The organism is Bacteroides oleiciplenus YIT 12058 (assembly GCF_000315485.1).
Classification (GTDB): Bacteria; Bacteroidota; Bacteroidia; order Bacteroidales; family Bacteroidaceae; genus Bacteroides; species Bacteroides oleiciplenus.
Genome location: NZ_JH992946.1, coordinates 384903 through 403299 on the forward strand (window position 1 = coordinate 384903; position 18397 = coordinate 403299).

The window sequence follows — 18397 nt, forward strand, 5'->3', positions numbered from 1 at the left end:
CAATGAAGTCGATACCTTTATTATTTGCAGTTGGCGGGGTTGCCATATCTTCCGTAGCCCATGCAAGTTCACCGCAAAAGCTTGATGAACAGAAGCCGAATATATTATTGATTATGGTTGATGATTTAGGTTTGGGGGATCTCTCCTGTCAATATGCCAGAGATCTTCAAACTCCTAATATTGATAAGTTATTCTCTGATGGTGTTCGTTTAAATAATTTCTATGCGAATTCTTCGGTGTCTTCACCGAGCAGGGCAGGGTTGCTCACTGGTTGTTATCCTGATATGGTTGGAGTCCCCGGTGTTATTCGTACGGAAACAACAGCAAGCTGGGGATACTTATCTCCTGAAGCTATATTATTACCTCAAATGATGAAGAAAGCCGAGTATAACACTGCTATTATTGGGAAATGGCACTTAGGACTTGAAGAACCTAATCTGCCTAATAGTCGTGGTTTTGACTTTTTTCATGGTTTTTTGGGAGATATGATGGATAATTATTATACTCATCTGCGTCGCGGACACAATTATATGCGCCTCAATGAGGAGGTGATTGAGCCTACAGGGCATGCTACTGATTTGTTTTCATCTTGGGCATTGGATTATTTCGATACTATGCGTAAGAGTAAAGTTCCATTTTTTCTTTATCTGGCTTATAATGCTCCGCATGTACCCTTGCAACCTCCAACGGAGTGGTTGGAAAGGGTTCGTGAAAGAGAGCCGGGAATATCGGAGAAGCGTGCTAAATTGGTTGCATTGATAGAACATCTGGATTATAATATAGGGAGAGTTTACAAGGCGCTTGAAGAGTCGGGTCAACTTGATAATACATTAATTATATTCTGTTCTGACAACGGTGGAGATGCCGGTGCAGAAGCTAATAATGGTCCTGTGCGTGGCTCAAAAGGAGATATGTACGAGGGGGGTATCAAAGTCCCCTGTGCAGTTTATTGGAGAAACCATCTGAAACCGAGGAGTATAGACGATTTAGTAATCATGTCTGATATCTTTCCAACGTTGTGTGATTTGGTGAGTATACCTGTAAACCACCGGATTGACGGTATTTCACTGTTACCTCTATTTCTTGGTGAAAAGCAGTGTACGGATGACCGGATGATATTTTGGGTGCGACGCGAACATGCTGAGTTAGGAGGTAAAACACAGAATGCTGTTCGTTATAAAAACTATAAGCTATTGCAGAATCGTTCGTTTGATGCGCTCGAATACTTTGATTTAGAAAAAGACTCGTGTGAATCACATTCCATGAAAAAGGATGATATGTACACGAAGTTGTATCGAGGCATGATCGATCATTACCGGGTGTCCGGTTCAGTGCCTTGGCAAAAACCATTAAAATACTGATAAAGCATGAAATATGATCTGTTTATATGTAATATTCTGATTACCAGTTTCTGTTTGCTGACTTCCTGTAAAGGCGGTTTAGATAAGATCGACTTGCGTAATTCCGCAGATTCAGGCGTAATTAGAATCACCCTTACAGAACAGCTACCTGATTCTACAGGTGTGCTATGTACCTATCGAGTGATGTTACCTGATTATTTAAAGGGAATTTACTCGGCTCAGGATTCTTTTTATGATTATTGGCAGGTGAATGGAAATAGGGTTCTACCTTGGTTTTTCACGCCGGAGACATTGACAGACTTGTTTGTGCAACCTGCCTATGGAGTGGATGACAATCTGTATCCGCAGTTTAAGAATATTGGATTCCGGGGAAAGACACGGTTTGTTTCACGTCATGGATGTTTTTTGCAGTTGATGTTGTGTGACGGGCGATATCTTTCCGTTTTACCCCTGGCAGGACCCGATGTTGTGGCGTGGTTTTATGTGAATGAGGAAGGTGAACTGGAATTGCAAGTTGCTAATTATGGAACGGAACCTGTTACCGCTGAGTGCCCCGTAATTGCATGGGCGTTGGGTGAAAATCTGAATGAGTCTGCCTATCAGTTGTTTGATAACCTCAGACGGGATACCGCCTATGCTAAAACTTTTCGTTTGAGATATGAGAAGTGCTTTCCCGAAATGTTTCAGTATTTAGGCTGGTGTACGTGGGAAGAGTATAAAAAGGATATTAGTGCAGAACTGTTATTTACTGAAATCCGCAAACTGAAGCAAGTGCCGTTGCCTGTCCGATACGCGATTATAGACGATGGACATTTGTCTTTTAGAACTTCAGATGTCGATCGTTCCAAGGGTGTTTTATCCAGTTTTTCTCCTAATGATAAGTTTCCGGAAGGTTTTAGGGAATTGCTTAAAATGCGTGAGCCGGAACGGTTGCGATGGATGGGGGTGTGGCACAATTTCAACGGGTATTGGGGCGGCTTTTCAGTTGATAATGATTTCGATGCGGATGTGAACAATTGCCTGAGGACTATCGAGAGAACAGGCTATGTGTTGCCCAAGAATGATATGGCCTCAATTCGGCGGGTATATTCTGCCTTTTTGGGACGTTCTGCAGATGATGGTTTTGATTTTCTAAAACTGGACTGGCAGGCGGCAAATCTTTATATGCAACGTTTCAGCGAGAATGGGGCGAGGGGAGCATTTAATACTTCCCGTGTGGTAGACAACATAGCCCATGAACGCTTTAATGATGCTGTTATCAATTGTATGGCTATGAATAATGTCGTATTGCAAAATACTTATAATGTAAATGTCACACGAACGAGTATCGATTATAAATTGAATAATCTTTTCATGGCGAAAGAACATTTGCGCCAATCATATGGCAATGCATTATACATGTGCCCGACGGTGTGGGGAGATCATGATATGTTTCATAGTTCCGATGATGTTTGTGGCCGCATAATGGCGCTTTCCAAAGCCTTGTCAGGTGGCCCGGTTTATCTTTCCGACGCACCTGAAAGGATTGCGCCACAGATGGTTTGGCCATTGTGCTATCAAGACGGAAGCCTGCTGCGCCCTTTGGCTCCCGCTACGGTACTGCAACGGACGGCATTCGATTGTCCGTTGACAAGCAGGACGGCCTATATGGTGTCTGCACCTTTGGAAAATGATGCGGCGGCAGTGGTGGCATATAACCTTACTGCTGATTCGTGTAGGGTAGAAGGGAAAGTGTGCGTAGAAGATTATGAACTGACCGGAACACTACTGCAACCTTATATGGGGCGATGGAAAGTACCTGAAGAGGGATTGTATCTTTATGATTATACAAATAAAGAGGGGTGCAGGTTGGTTGCTGATTTCACTTTCTCTATTGATGGATTTGCCGATCGCTACTTCCTGCTGCTTCCTATCCATGAGGGCTGGGCAGTTGTGGGAAATACGGATAAATACCTCTCTCCGGTAACAGTCTCAAATATCAATTATGGCTCGGATAGGTTGTCATTAACCCTTCATGAGAGTGGCTCGATTGACTTTTGGATAAGTGGAGGTACACCTTACTCGGATGAAGCGGAACTATCTGCTCTTGGGAATGGTTTATGGCGTGCCACTTCAAAATCCGCGGAAGAAAATCTTCAGATAACTATTTATAAAAAATAAAATATACGATGAATAAGCTTTTACTTTTAAGTTCTTGTGCTACTGCTATGGGAATGACGGCTTGCTCTGGACAAGCCGTGACTCAGGCGCCGAAGCCCAATATTATTTATATCCTTGCTGATGATTTAGGCTACGGTGATCTGGGAATCCTGGGACAAAAAACAATCCCTACGCCTAACATTGACCGTTTAGCTGCTGAGGGAATGATCTTTACCAATCATTATGCCGGTGCACCTGTATCAGGACCGTCACGTGGCTGCTTGATGACAGGCAAACATACCGGGCATAGTACAATTCGTGGCAATAAGGCCATTCCCGGAGTTGGGGTGGTTCCCATCAGTCCGGGCGATATCACATTGCCCGAAGCGATAAAAACGAATACGGATTATGTCACCGGAATGTGTGGACGTTGGCATTTAGGGGGTGAATTGACAGATCAGACTCCCTTTCACCGCGGATTTGATTATCATTTTGGTAAGTTGAGCGCTGACTTTCCCAACCGGCACGGAGTGATGATTGATTTGCTATGGAATGAACAAGGAGAACATATACCTTATAGTGAATACTCAAAGAAGAATGTGGAACCAATGTATGAGAATGGGAACTATTATAATCTTTCTGAACAAGATCAACTGGAACGCCCGGTTAACATGGACCGGATCGTTACGAACAGAGCGCTTGATTTTATTGTTCGCGAAAAGGCAAAACCTTTCTTTCTTTATGTTGCCTACTCCTTGGTTCATGCACCTATGGAGTACCAGTCTGATACTCCGGTTCCCGCTAATGACTGGCCTGAGGCGGAGCGTTGTTTTGCTTCTATGGTGATGAGCCTTGATAAATATGTAGGTGAAATAATGGAATGTGTGGACCGGGAAGGTTTGGGAGAGCGAACCATGATTATCTTTGCAAGTGATAATGGAGCACACAATGAAGGACACGATTACCGTTTCTTCCGTTCTACCGGAGACTTTCGTGGTTATAAGCGTGATTTGTATGAGGGCGGATGTCATACGTCCATGTTTGCCCGTTGGACAGGAACAATTCCCGCTGGTTCAAAAACGAACTTGCTTAGTGCTTTTTGGGATGTGATGCCTACTATCTGTGAGTTGGGCGGAGCTCCTATCCCGCAGCAGACGGATGGCATCTCGTTTGCTCCTACATTGCTTGGAAAGTCGCAGTTGAAGAAGCACGAATATCTCTATTTTGAGTTTGACGAATGCTCTGACCGGATACGGCCACGCAAGGAATTCAAGCAATCGGTAGTATTTGATCACTGGAAAGTAATCAAATACATCGATACGGATAAAATAGAAATATATGATTTGAAGAATGATCCTGCTGAAGACCATGATTTGGCCGGTAACCACCCGGAACTGGTAGCGAAGGCATTGAAGTATATGGATGAGTCTCATGTGCAGAACCAGCTATATCCGTTGACACTGAAAGAGCGTAATAAACTGAAACGATAATTATAGTATGAAATATCTGATTTTATCTGTACTACTTTTAAGCTGCTGTGTTTCCAGTGGCATGGCTTCCCAAGGTGCGGGGATGCTCTATTTTGCCAGTTATGGTAAAGAAGCGACGCAAGAGGTTATTGATAATCCTTATATCATAGGAGGGTTGTATACACTTATCTGGAGTGAGGTTGAACCGGAAAAAGGGAAGTATGATTGGAGTGCTGCCGATGCGTTTATTGAGCGCTGGGCACGTTCCGGAAAGAAAACCGCTTTACGCATTATATGGAGTACCAGCGGTTATTGGAATAATCCTGCCGCACGTAGACCGACTCCTGAATGGGTATGGGATGAGGGGGCCAGATATGCCTACCATGAAGGTAGTGACACTCAAATCCCCTTATTTTGGGATCCGGTTTATCGTTCATGTGCTATGGAGTTGCTTTGTGAGATTAATTCGCACTTTGGTGCCAATAAGGACATTTTATTTATAGACGTAACTCCCGGTGCTGAGACCAACCCTTATCGATTTGGAACGATTCATCGTAGAGACCCCGACTACAAGGCTGTTTATGAAGCTACAAAAGCCAGTGACGGGCGCACATATACGGATGAGTTGTGGCGTGAGACCGTTCTGGATTGGATTAACCGGACGGCTGAGATTGTCAGCGACCTCCCTTGTTTGGTCACGCTGAATGTGGGCAGTTTGAAAGGAACCAATTACTTTCCGGATTTCGGGCAGTGTGCGGTTGACCACGGCATGTATGTCGGACAAAACGGAATAAAGGAGGGTAGTTACGAAAAAGGGGATAACGAGCGGAAAGAACTTTTTGAACGTTGGGCGAAAACTACGAAACTGTTTTTTGAAATGGTACATGCTGCTGAAACTGCAAATACCGGGACTTTGCAGGGAGTAATGGATGCCGCCCGACGCATTCATTGCTCATATCTGAACGTCTACGCCGTGGACGTTATGAAAAGCACACCGGGACATCAGACCTATGACTCCCGTTGGGAACAAGCAATGAAGTCGGGAGACATGTATTTCCGGTCACTTGAGGAGAAGAAATGAATGCCCATATATTAAATGGATTTTAGTTATCTATTAATTGATTGAAAATATGAGAAAAAGTCTACTTATCGTGAGTATAACTACTCTTTCTATGCTGGTTGGCTGCTCTAAAGTATCCCGCGTACATATCTGTACTACAGCAGACTCTCCGTGGCAGTCCATTGCCGATACTACATTGCAGAATTCTCAGGCCGCTGATGTCCTTACGCTTCATATCGATTCAGGAGATACTTGCCAGGTTATTGAGGGTTTTGGTGCTTGTTTCAACGAATTGGGATGGGATGCTTTGGCATTGCTTTCTGATACCGACCGGCAGAATATTCTGTCGGAATTGTTCCTTCCTGATCATGGGGCAAACTTTACAGTTTGCCGTATGCCCATTGGTGCCAATGACTTTTCCAGAGACTGGTACTCGTATGCCGAAACTCCGGGTGACTTTGCCATGCAGCATTTCTCTATCGACCATGATCGGGAAACGCTGATACCATTTATCCTTAGTGCCCAAAAACTGAATCCGCAACTTAGCATTTGGGCTTCTCCTTGGTGTCCTCCGGCATGGATGAAGCTTAATGGGCATTATGCTTCGCGTTATCAGCGTAATTGCCGGGATGATAGGTTTCGGAATGGATTGCTTGAGTCGCAAGAGGGACATGAAGGTTCTGATATGTTTCGTATGGATTCGCTTCACTTACAAGCATATGCCACTTACTTTCAGAAATTTATCCGTGCCTATCGGGATGCCGGCATTGACATTTTTGCCGTAATGCCTCAGAATGAGTTTAATAGTGCACAGGTCTTTCCGAGCTGTGTCTGGACAGCGCGGAGTCTGGCACGGTTTGTCGGACAATATCTTGGACCTGTGATGGAGCAGGAAGGGGTAGAGGTTATGTTCGGTACAGTGGAGCGGGCGAATGCATTGCTTGTAGATACGGTATTGCAGGATGTGCATGCTAAAAAATACATTTCAGGTGTGGGCTTTCAATGGGCCGGACGCGGTGCTATAGCTACTGTACGTACGCAATATCCCCATATGCGCTTACTGCAAACCGAACAGGAATGTGGAGACGGAAAGAACGACCGGAAGGGATTGGTACATTCGTGGAATTTGCTGAAACATTTCATTGATAATGGTGTAAGTGTGTATGATTACTGGAATATGGCATTGCTCGAAGGAGGGGTGAGTCGTTGGGGATGGGCACAAAACTCCCTTGTAGTAGTTGATTCAGTGAATCATTCTTATCGTTGGACACCGGAGTTTTACCTGATGAAGCATGTCTCGCATTTTGTTGTCCCCGGGGCACGCTATATTAGAACTTCGGGTGACGGCACGTCACTTTCGCTCACCTTTTTAAATCCGGACGGGCGGATTGCCGTGGTCATGGCAGAACTGGAAGGACGCGATCGTTGGATTAGAATCACACGGTCTGGTATGGAAGATGAATACGTATTTTTACGTGGAAACAGCTTGAATACGGTTTTGCTGTAGCAGATGAGGTGTTGAAGCGCTTATATATTCTTCCAATCCCCTTTTCTCCTTGGCTGGTTTCATCACCGGCAAATCGGGAAAAGGGGATTCCCATTTCTATCTTTGTTGCAAATACTGTTCTATCTGTCCCACAACCGCATCTTTCAGCAACACCTTCTTATTCTTATCCAGCAAATACAAAGTAGGTATCGCCTTCAAATCATACAGGTTCTTTTCCTTAATCATTAATTTCTTATCATACCCGTTTATCCACTCCTTCGGGAAATCGGATAGATGTCTTTCCCATTCCTCTTTATCTTCATCCGGATAAACAGACAGTATCTTTAAGTTTCCCGCTTCAAATTCCTTATTGATGGCGGGGGCTTGCTTCAACTCCTTAATGCCTTCCTCGCAGGCATGGCATCCCGGATTGTTGATGAACAACAGCGTGTAGTCTGCCTTTACTCCGTATAGCGTACCGCTCTTTCCCGATACCAGCGTGTAGGTGAAATCTTCCGCCTGTCTTCCCGGGCGGTTCTGCTCTGCCAGCTCCCGGCGTCCTTTCGGAAGTATCTTCTCCGTATCATCCAGCACGGTGCTTTCCAGCATGGCATCCAGCACCGGAATATAAAGTTCTTCGTTCCGCATGGGCGAGTTCGGGTCGTACAGGTATTTTTCGGCTAAATCCGTAAAGTAGAAGAAAACCTTCTTCTTCTTTCCCGCATCCTTATACATCTGTTTGATGGCACTGATAGCAGTCTCCTCCGGCACGAGTTTCATAATGTCGATATAATCCACCCACGCCTGCTCCATCACTTCCCGATGGTCGAGATAGGTGGTATCAGCGAAATCCACATTTTCCCAGTAGTGGCGCACCAGATAATCTGCACGTGATTCGGGGGTATTCAGCATAGCCGGTATAACGGGCAGGGCAAATGTCTTTGTACTGTCGTTTTTTATATCTTCTGCTTGATTGTCAGATGCTTTACGATTCCCGCATGCAGTGCAGAGAATCAGGAACAGAAAGAAAATGTTGAGATAAGTTTTCATAATCCGGTTGATTTATAATATTCTAAAGGACAAAGATAAAGAAATTGCTTTAATTACCATTTGTTAAGTATCAACAATTTTATGAGTCCTACCTTTGCCCCGCTTTTTTAAAAAACAATGAGATATGCAAAGGGATAATCTGGATTTCAAAAACATGAGTGTGAGTAAGTTGTATACAAAACAACTCTTCCCCACGTTGTTGGGTATGGTGTCATCCGCGTTGTTTACCGTGGTCGATGGGATATTCGTGGGGCGTGGAATAGGCAGCGATGCGATTGCGGCAGTGAATATCGCAGCACCTGTTTTTATGATTGCCGCCGGGCTGGGACTGATGTTTGGTATGGGTGGAGGCATTCTTGCATCCATCAACCTCTCACGTGGCAAGCGGCTGATAGCTAATATCAATGTTACACAGGCGGTAGTCATGCTGACGATTGTTAGTGTTGCCATGGGAATATTGCTGACTGTTTTTCCGGAAACGGCAGTAGCCTTGTTGGGAGCCGAGGGGCATCTGACGGAACTGGCGGCGGAATACCTGTTCTGGTTCTCCATATCCATTCCGTCCACGGTGTTGCTGGTGGCGCTGCCTTTCTTTGTACGCCTGACGAACCCGAATTTTGCCATGTGGGCCATGCTGGCGGCTACATTTGTCAACATCCTGCTCGATTATGTCTTCATCTTTATTTTCGGATGGGGGCTTTTCGGTGCTGCCATTGCTACCGACCTGGGTGAGTTGGTTGGAACCTTCATGTTGCTGGTTTATTTGTTCCGTCCGTCTGTGGCTGTCCGGTTTGCCCGTTTGAAGGTAAGCGTCAAGAGTATCCGGCTGACACTGAGGAACACGTGGTATATGCTGAAACTCGGCGTGTCGTCTTGTTTGAGTGAAGTCACCATTGCCGTAATGGCTATTGCGGGCAATTACGTGTTTATGAGTCACTTGGGCACTGATGGGGTGGCGGCTTATAGTATCGTCTGCTATCTGTTCCCCATTATTTTCATGGTGTTCAATGCGATGGTTCAGTCGGCACAACCCATTATCAGCTATAATTATGGCTGCGGACAGATTGCGCGTTCCAATAAGGCATTGCGTTTATCAGTGACCTCTGCCGTTATTTTTGCTTTGATGATAAGCGGACTGTTCGTGTATTTCTCCGGAGACATTGTTTCGCTGTTCTTGCCGGACAGGGAAAGTCATGCCTGGCAGTATGCAGTGGTCGGCCTTCCCCTGTTTGCCGTCGATTATATTTTCTTCGGAATCAATGTCATCGCTATCGGGTATTACACCAGTATCGAACGGATAAATCGTGCGATGAGGCTCACCTTGCTGCGGGGCATGTTGCCAGTGCTGTTCTTTTTCGTGTTGCCTTTGTTGTTCGGAGTCACTGGCATCTGGCTCGCGGTGGCGGCAGGGGATATGACTGCTGTGGCGATTATTGTGATCTTGACTTTGAGGGATAAGAAGAGGTGATGTTTATGATGGTTTTCGTGAGGTCACGAAGATGATAGAAATAAGTGTTGCGTCAAAAGACTGATAAACTTATCTGGCTTTTGACGCAACTTGCTGATATAGCTTGGTTTAATTGTTTTTGTTAATCAGATTCACCACCACTTTTACCATAATGTCTTTTTCTTCTGTCCGGCTCTCTGCAATCATCAATGTGAGAGCTACCAGGGCATTGTTGTCAATGAGCCGTGAACCGTCTTCTTTATAGAGAATACCATTCTTTTCAAGAAACCAGAGAAACAGGAAAGCTGCAATCCGCTTGTTCCCATCACTGAAAGAATGATTCTTCACAACGAGATAAAACAGCATGGAGGCTTTTTCTTCGATACTGGGATAGAGTTCATCACCTCCGAAGGTCTGATAAATCGTATTTATAGAACTGTGGAAAGACTGATCCTTTTCATTGCCAAACAAGTCACTGCTTCCGAATTTCTTCTGAAGTAAATGGATAGCTGCCATTGCTTCGTCATACGTAGCCCTGAATGGAGTTTTAGGAGTGGTTGCTTCTATCTCCAATTGCTGGTAATCATATTTATCCAGAGTGTCCAGCCCATATGTATAGTCGGTTATGACATGTAGCAATCCGTTGGCTTCATCTAAAGTCAGTTCTTTGTTGGCAATGACATTTGACAGTAGCTTGACGGTGTTCTTCAAATCTACCAGTTGTTGCTCTTTCATTTGCTGGTTGACGGCGTATCCTTTTATCAGATAGCTTTTCAGGACTTTGTTTGCCCATTGGCGGAATTTAGTCGCATTACTGGAGTTTACACGGTAACCAACTGATAGTATTGCATCCAAATTGTAGAACTTAGTACTGTATCTCTGTTGGCCATCATTACCCATATGTTCCAAAATGGAACATGTGCTACTTTCTTCCAATTCGCCGCTACTATATATATTATTCAGATGCTTGGTTATAGCTGGACGCTTTGTTCCAAATAATTCGGCTATTTGCTTCTGAGTTAGCCATATAGTCTCTTTCTCCATTCTTACATCAATCTCCGTTTGTCCGTCCGGTGTTTGGTAAATGATAATTTCTCCTTTATTTTCCATCGTTATAAATGTTGGTTATTATTCTATAAAGGTAGGCATTATTTTCCGTATATGGAAGCATATACATCAATATTTCTCATTTTAATAACATTGTTTTTTTTACCTTTATCAGACCTTATAATTATCCCTTTGCTTGTATACATAAACAATTACTATACCCCCTTCCACACCCTTCTATCCCCTGATTCATCGGCCTTAACGTGTGGAAGGGTTCTTTGTGCTTCTCTTTTGTCCCTTCTCAATGTTCTCAACTCCTGTTTCCACCTGCAAATAACGTTCTATTAAGTAATAGAGCGAAATCACCTTTCATATATAAGGAGAACGCGCTTTAGCCTAACTCTTACTGAAGAACGACTGGAATCGGCTAATCGAACAACTGAAGTTGACCAATAGATTAACTCCAGTCATTCTTTCGACCAACTCCAGTCGTTCATTTATAATACTGCCCCTTAAAAACGTTCTCCCTTAGTCCTAAAGACGTAAAGAAAGCCCCTTCTTTATTAAGAAAGAAACTGATGATTAATTCTGCCAAATACTTGCAAACCGCTATCCCCATGTAGTAAATTCGTGCCATTAGTCACTAAATAAACAATGAAATTATGAAGACAAAAATCATGCAATTCATCGCCTCTCTTTTAGAGAATTGGAGGGACGAAAAACAACTACCGGAGAACCGGCCGGAAGTTACCCCGGCGCAGAACGCGCCCGCCATAGATCAACAGACAAAACCTGTGTCGCCCGCCCTAACCAAGCCCGCCCCGGTCAGCCTGACGGAACATGTGAACACTTTCCTGCAATCCACCTATGATTTCCGTTATAACCTGCTCACGGAAGAAACCGAATACCGTCCGGCGGGTAAAGTGGGAGAGGGCTTTTCGCCCGTCGGCAAGCGGGAACTGAACACTTTTTGCCTCGAAGCCCATGCGCAAGGCATTGCCTGCTGGGACAAGGACATCAGCCGTTATCTTTACTCTACCTGCGTTCCCGGTTATCACCCTTTCCACCTTTACATGGATGAACTTCCCGCCTGGGATGGCATCGACCGCCTCGAAGCGCTTGCCCGTCGTGTTTCTCCCGACCCGCTATGGCTGAAAGATTTTCATATATGGCTATTGGCCCTCACCGCCCAATGGCTGGGGATGACGGGGAAGCATGCCAATAGTGTGGCACCCGTTCTTGTCAGTGCGAAACAGGGGTTTTTGAAATCCACTTTCTGCAAATGCCTGATGCCCGATTGCCTGTCCCGCTACTATTCTGACGAAGTGGAACTAACTTCGAAAGGGAACGTCACCCGTAAGATGTCGGAAATGGGACTGCTGAACCTGGACGAGTTCGACAAATACTCGGCGTCGAAAATGCCTTTGCTGAAGAATCTGATGCAGATGGCAAATCTGAACCTCTGTAAAGCCTATCAGCGGAACTATCGCAACCTGCCGCGCATCGCCTCTTTCATTGGTACGAGCAATCGCTTCGATCTGCTTTCTGACCCTACCGGCAGTCGACGTTTTCTCTGCATTGAGGTAAAAGACAAGATAGATTGTGCCCATATCGAACATAAACAAATCTATGCCCAGTTGAAGCAGGAACTTCTGGCTGGCGGTCGTTATTGGTTTACGGCAGAGGAAGAATGTGAGTTGCAGGAGCATAACCGGGCATTCCAGCGTTGCAATTTGATGGAAGAACTTCTTCGTTCCTGTTTCCGTCCTTCCACTACCGAAGATCAAAATGAAGTGGTGTTGCATCTTTCGGCTGCCGACATTTTTAAAGTCTTAAAGAAGCAGAACCCGGCAGCCATGCGGGGAATAAATCCGAATGCATTTGCGCAACAGCTTGCCCCATTGGGATTTCCTCGTTCGCGCAGCCGTTATGGTAATTATTATTCAGTTGTTTCCCTATCTACAACCCCTTCCACCCGTTAATGCCGATGAATAAGTAGTTTCAATGTTGTGGAAGGGGTGAGAGAGCTTTTTATTATGAAGTGGTTTATCTATTGATAAGTAGTTTGAAAGAGGCTTATTTAGAATATATTTTGGGTGGGAGTCAAAACAAATGAATGTTTTTGTTGTTGAATAAGAGAAAAAACGTATCTTTGCAACTGAACAAGTGACATGTAGTATCATAATATATTATGTGTCCTCTTCCGATATCAGTAAAATGTGGAAATTTTGGCAACTGTCGGATGAGCGTAGCCTGTATCAGTTATTGGTACGGGCTTACTCCTCCTTTGTTGCGGGTATCCACATGCCTACTGGTAGGGAGGATGTAAGACCCCGTACCTTTATAATATACCATTATAGCCGTATAGGGTTGATTTTAAACTAAATAATCAAACACTATATGGCTAATTGGGTATCTATGAAATTAGCAGCCGAAAAATACGGCATTTCTGAGGAGCGAATCCTTGAATGGATCAGGCTTAGTTATCTAACGTACTCGTCTTTAGATAAGGAGCCTTATGATGACACCAATCCGATGGTGGATACCGAAGAGCTTGATAGAGCCCTTGTTTTTAATTCGATAAAATCTTATCCTGATGATGACACAGTTGAGCGTCTTCCGATAAAGCATGTGAATTGGCTTTATCAGGAAAATGCCCGATTGGAGAAATTCAACGATGATTTGCTGGAACAAAACTATGTGCATACTCAACGGGAAGAGAAGTTAATAGCCGATTTGGAGAAAATGACTGATCTTGCCAATGAGGTTCTTTTGATGCATACCAAAATAATGTGCAATTATAAGAGTCTGATTTCTGAAAAGGAAGGCATATGGTCTTTCCTTTGTAGTCTGTTCACTTGGAAAAAGAATAAATGCCTCATCTAACCAATATATATACCGTTTCTTTTTCAATCCTTTTTTCATCTCGTGAATGCGGAGTCCTTTTTTTTAGGGCTTCGCATTCTTTTTCTCACTCTCTATTTATGTCTATCTTCATTTTCTTTCTCCCCGGATGAGGGGAAGTAGCTACTTCCGCCTTTCGCACGCGCGCATAATATAATTATGTGTAGTGCCTTGTGTCCGTTCACGCCCTTCCTTAAAATTATGTTCTACAACATCCTTATCACTCAGCGCATTACAAATTAGTTTCCGAAATATAGTGAAAAAATGGTAGATATATTTGGAGCGAATCATAATATCGACTACTTTTGCATCCGCTTTCCAAGAGATGGTAAGCCTTGCAATTGACATTCTGACAGAAACGGCGTAAGAACTCTAACGTTTTTCTTTCCTTTTGCTGCTCTTTTAACCAAGAGTTACGCTTCCGGAAAAGAAAAAAGAAAAAAAACTTCCGGAAACATTTGGAAGTAATGCAATAAAGTTCTTACCTTTGCACCCGCTTTCCGAAAGGACTGCAATCGATGATTGACTTTTTGATTAAGAAACCGGTGTTGTTAAGAACTCCTTTCTCTTTTCCTTTTACCTCCCTTTCGCAAAGAGAGACGACGAGCAAAAGAAAAAAAGAAAAAAACTTCCGAAAATATTTGGAGGATATACTTAAAAGTTCTTACCTTTGCATCCGCTTTCTGAAAAGAAAAGCAATTCCAAAAGAAGCGATCTTTGAATAATTTACATAAACAATACAAGTAGTACAAGAGCAAGATTACTCAGTCAAATGATTAATCTTGGGTATAAAAAAAGAACCGTCAAGTAACTTATATATATAGGTGATTTGAAAACTTTTAATAAACCGAGCGTCCTGAACAGAGCAACAACCGGTAGTAATACCGATTAATAATACTTTTACAATGAAGAGTTTGATCCTGGCTCAGGATGAACGCTAGCTACAGGCTTAACACATGCAAGTCGAGGGGCATCAGGATGTAGCAATACATTGCTGGCGACCGGCGCACGGGTGAGTAACACGTATCCAACCTACCGATTATTCCGGGATAGCCTTTCGAAAGAAAGATTAATACTGGATAGTATAACGAGAAGGCATCTTTTTGTTATTAAAGAATTTCGATAATCGATGGGGATGCGTTCCATTAGTTTGTTGGCGGGGTAACGGCCCACCAAGACTTCGATGGATAGGGGTTCTGAGAGGAAGGTCCCCCACATTGGAACTGAGACACGGTCCAAACTCCTACGGGAGGCAGCAGTGAGGAATATTGGTCAATGGGCGAGAGCCTGAACCAGCCAAGTAGCGTGAAGGATGACTGCCCTATGGGTTGTAAACTTCTTTTATATGGGAATAAAGTGCAGTATGTATACTGTTTTGTATGTACCATATGAATAAGGATCGGCTAACTCCGTGCCAGCAGCCGCGGTAATACGGAGGATCCGAGCGTTATCCGGATTTATTGGGTTTAAAGGGAGCGTAGGCGGAAGCTTAAGTCAGTTGTGAAAGTTTGCGGCTCAACCGTAAAATTGCAGTTGATACTGGGTTTCTTGAGTGCAGTAGAGGTAGGCGGAATTCGTGGTGTAGCGGTGAAATGCTTAGATATCACGAAGAACTCCGATTGCGAAGGCAGCTTACTGGACTGTAACTGACGCTGATGCTCGAAAGTGTGGGTATCAAACAGGATTAGATACCCTGGTAGTCCACACAGTAAACGATGAATACTCGCTGTTTGCGATATACAGCAAGCGGCCAAGCGAAAGCATTAAGTATTCCACCTGGGGAGTACGCCGGCAACGGTGAAACTCAAAGGAATTGACGGGGGCCCGCACAAGCGGAGGAACATGTGGTTTAATTCGATGATACGCGAGGAACCTTACCCGGGCTTAAATTGCAACTGACGTAGGTGGAAACATCTATTCCTTCGGGCAGTTGTGAAGGTGCTGCATGGTTGTCGTCAGCTCGTGCCGTGAGGTGTCGGCTTAAGTGCCATAACGAGCGCAACCCTTATCTTTAGTTACTAACAGGTCATGCTGAGGACTCTAGAGAGACTGCCGTCGTAAGATGTGAGGAAGGTGGGGATGACGTCAAATCAGCACGGCCCTTACGTCCGGGGCTACACACGTGTTACAATGGGGGGTACAGAAGGCAGCTACACGGCGACGTGATGCTAATCCCAAAAACCTCTCTCAGTTCGGATTGGAGTCTGCAACTCGACTCCATGAAGCTGGATTCGCTAGTAATCGCGCATCAGCCACGGCGCGGTGAATACGTTCCCGGGCCTTGTACACACCGCCCGTCAAGCCATGAAAGCCGGGGGTACCTGAAGTCCGTAACCGTTAAGGAGCGGCCTAGGGTAAAACTGGTAATTGGGGCTAAGTCGTAACAAGGTAGCCGTACCGGAAGGTGCGGCTGGAACACCTCCTTTCTGGAGCGACGCTTTGTTAGATTGAGAATTGCGGATTAAAAATAATAGTCCTTTCTTAATTAAATGATTTAAAAGTTGGTTCTTTCATAAATGCTACCATAAGAACCTCTTGGACTACGCGTAATTGTTTATTTAAAAGATATAATGAGAAAGAAGAAGCCGAGCCGCAAGGCGAGGTTGAACTCGACAGTCCTATAGCTCAGTTGGTTAGAGCGCTACACTGATAATGTAGAGGTCGGCAGTTCAACTCTGCCTGGGACTACTTCGAGAAGAAGCTTTGCTTCTTTCCCGGGGGATTAGCTCAGCTGGCTAGAGCACCTGCTTTGCACGCAGGGGGTCAACGGTTCGAATCCGTTATTCTCCACTCCGTTTTGATTGTTAATTAATAGTTTATAATTAATAGTTAATAATTGAAGCACCGTTCTTTGACATGATGTACAAAAAAAAGTAAAGTTATTAACAAGCTGAAAGTATATATCGAGCCATACGGCTAGGTAAGACTAAAAGTAAGCAAGGGCGCATGGCGGATGCCTTGGCTCTCGGAGGCGATGAAGGACGTGATAAGCTGCGATAAGCTGCGGGTAGGTGCAAATGACCTTTGATCCGCGGATTTCCGAATGGGACAACCCGGTATGTTGAAGACGTATCATCCATCTTAGATGGAGGCTAACACAGGGAACTGAAACATCTTAGTACCTGTAGGAAAAGAAAATAAATAATGATTCCCCTAGTAGTGGCGAGCGAACGGGGAATAGCCCAAACCATTTATGTTACGGCATAAATGGGGTTGTAGGACCACGTTGTGGGAAGACAGTTAGTGAGTAGAATGATCTGGAAAGTTCAGTCATAGACGGTGATAACCCAGTATACTAAGCTAATTTAACCCTAGTGGTATCCTGAGTAGCGCGGGACACGAGGAATCTTGCGTGAATCTGCCGGGACCATCCGGTAAGGCTAAATACTCCCGAGAGACCGATAGCGAACCAGTACTGTGAAGGAAAGGTGAAAAGTACTTCGAATAGAAGAGTGAAATAGTCCCTGAAACCATGCGCCTACAAGCGGTCGGAGCAGTTTAAACTGTGACGGCGTGCCTTTTGCATAATGAACCTACGAGTTACTTTTTCCGGCAAGGTTAAGGGTCTTGAGACCTGCAGCCGAAGCGAAAGCGAGTCTGAACAGGGCGGATAGTCGGAAGGAGTAGACGCGAAACCAAGTGATCTACCCTTGGCCAGGTTGAAGGACAGGTAACACTGTCTGGAGGACCGAACCGATAAGCGTTGAAAAGCTTCCGGATGAGCTGAGGGTGGGGGTGAAAGGCTAATCAAACTTGGAGATAGCTCGTACTCCCCGAAATGCATTTAGGTGCAGCCTTGATTTATACTAATATGAGGTAGAGCGACTGATAAGATGCGAGGGCTTCGCCGCCTATCAAGTCTTGACAAACTCCGAATGCGTATTAGTTCTATATCAGGAGTGAGGGCATGGGTGCTAAGGTCCATGTCCTAAAGGAGAACAATCCGGACCATCAGCTAAGGTCCCCAAATAATTGCTAAGTTGATCTAACGAAGTCAGATTGCTAAGACAGCTAGGATGTTGGCTTGGAAGCAGCCATTCATTTAAAGAGTGCGTAACAGCTCACTAGTCGAGGAGTTTGGCGTGGATAATAATCGGGCATAAGCAATTTACCGAAGCTATGGGATGTGTAAACATCGGTAGGGGAGCATTCCACTCTGCGTTGAAGGTAAAGCGTGAGCTTTGCTGGAGCGTGTGGAAAAGCAAATGTAGGTATAAGTAACGATAAAGGGGGTGAGAAACCCCCTCGCCGAAAGACTAAGGTTTCCTGATCAACGCTAATCGGATCAGGGTTAGTCGGGTCCTAAGGCTCAGCCGAACGGTGAGGCCGATGGCAGAACAGGTTAATATTCCTGTACTACCTTAAAGAGTGACGTGGAGACGGAGGCGTGATAGTGCCGCGGACTGACGGAATAGTCCGTTGAAGGGTGTAGAT

10 protein-coding genes, 2 tRNA genes and 2 rRNA genes are annotated in these 18397 nt (G+C 44.6%); 12 read left to right on the top strand and 2 right to left on the bottom strand.

All coding sequences use genetic code 11. From position 1 onward, the window contains the following. Nucleotides 1-2: 2 nt before the first annotated feature. Genes HMPREF9447_RS26075 through HMPREF9447_RS26095 form a run of 5 tightly spaced genes read left to right on the top strand, consistent with a single transcriptional unit; the run spans nt 3 to nt 7536 of the window. Nucleotides 3-1361 carry a sulfatase family protein gene (locus HMPREF9447_RS26075; RefSeq protein ID WP_244267672.1) on the top strand — a complete coding sequence of 453 codons (1359 nt, stop codon included), beginning with the start codon at nt 3-5 and terminating at the stop codon, nt 1359-1361. Nucleotides 1362-1367: 6 nt separating this feature from the next. After that, on the top strand, nt 1368-3521 hold the full coding sequence (locus HMPREF9447_RS26080) for a Sip1-related alpha-galactosidase (RefSeq protein WP_009132649.1): 2154 nt from the start codon (nt 1368-1370) through the stop codon (nt 3519-3521). Nucleotides 3522-3529: 8 nt separating this feature from the next. Further along, entirely contained in the window at nt 3530-4990 is a 1461-nt protein-coding gene (locus HMPREF9447_RS26085; RefSeq protein ID WP_009132650.1) for an arylsulfatase, read from the top strand. A gap of 7 nt (nt 4991-4997) precedes the next feature. Beyond that, nucleotides 4998-6050 carry a beta-galactosidase gene (locus HMPREF9447_RS26090; RefSeq protein ID WP_009132651.1) on the top strand — a complete coding sequence of 351 codons (1053 nt, stop codon included), beginning with the start codon at nt 4998-5000 and terminating at the stop codon, nt 6048-6050. A 49-nt stretch (nt 6051-6099) separates the two neighbouring features. After that, nucleotides 6100-7536, top strand: a complete 1437-nt coding sequence (locus HMPREF9447_RS26095) for a glycoside hydrolase family 30 protein (RefSeq protein ID WP_009132652.1) — start codon at nt 6100-6102, stop codon at nt 7534-7536. 96 nt (nt 7537-7632) lie between these two features. Here HMPREF9447_RS26095 and HMPREF9447_RS26100 read toward each other — a convergent pair whose 3' ends face one another. Then, on the bottom strand, nt 7633-8565 hold the full coding sequence (locus HMPREF9447_RS26100; protein ID WP_009132653.1) for a DUF5106 domain-containing protein: 933 nt from the start codon (nt 8563-8565) through the stop codon (nt 7633-7635). Nucleotides 8566-8689: 124 nt separating this feature from the next. On the opposite strand from HMPREF9447_RS26100, the gene HMPREF9447_RS26105 reads away from it, so the two are divergent. Further along, nucleotides 8690-10033 carry an MATE family efflux transporter gene (locus HMPREF9447_RS26105; protein ID WP_009132654.1) on the top strand — a complete coding sequence of 448 codons (1344 nt, stop codon included), beginning with the start codon at nt 8690-8692 and terminating at the stop codon, nt 10031-10033. A 108-nt stretch (nt 10034-10141) separates the two neighbouring features. Here the strand turns inward: HMPREF9447_RS26105 and rhuM are convergent, their stop codons facing one another. Then, nucleotides 10142-11122, bottom strand: a complete 981-nt coding sequence (gene rhuM, locus HMPREF9447_RS26110) for a virulence protein RhuM/Fic/DOC family protein (protein ID WP_009132655.1) — start codon at nt 11120-11122, stop codon at nt 10142-10144. A gap of 599 nt (nt 11123-11721) precedes the next feature. Between rhuM and HMPREF9447_RS26115 the strand changes: the two genes are divergently transcribed. The 6 genes from HMPREF9447_RS26115 to HMPREF9447_RS26150 form a co-directional block, all read left to right on the top strand. Then, on the top strand, nt 11722-13041 hold the full coding sequence (locus HMPREF9447_RS26115) for a VapE domain-containing protein (protein ID WP_009132656.1): 1320 nt from the start codon (nt 11722-11724) through the stop codon (nt 13039-13041). A 418-nt stretch (nt 13042-13459) separates the two neighbouring features. Further along, a complete protein-coding gene (locus tag HMPREF9447_RS26120; RefSeq protein WP_009132657.1) occupies nt 13460-13945 on the top strand; it encodes a hypothetical protein in 486 nt (161 codons plus the stop codon). A 920-nt stretch (nt 13946-14865) separates the two neighbouring features. Beyond that, a 16S ribosomal RNA gene (locus HMPREF9447_RS26135) occupies nt 14866-16389 on the top strand. Nucleotides 16390-16577: 188 nt separating this feature from the next. Then, a tRNA-Ile gene (locus HMPREF9447_RS26140) sits at nt 16578-16651 on the top strand. Nucleotides 16652-16679: 28 nt separating this feature from the next. Further along, nucleotides 16680-16753 (top strand) — tRNA-Ala (locus tag HMPREF9447_RS26145). 136 nt (nt 16754-16889) lie between these two features. Beyond that, nucleotides 16890-18397 (top strand): 23S ribosomal RNA (locus HMPREF9447_RS26150); the annotation flags it as partial.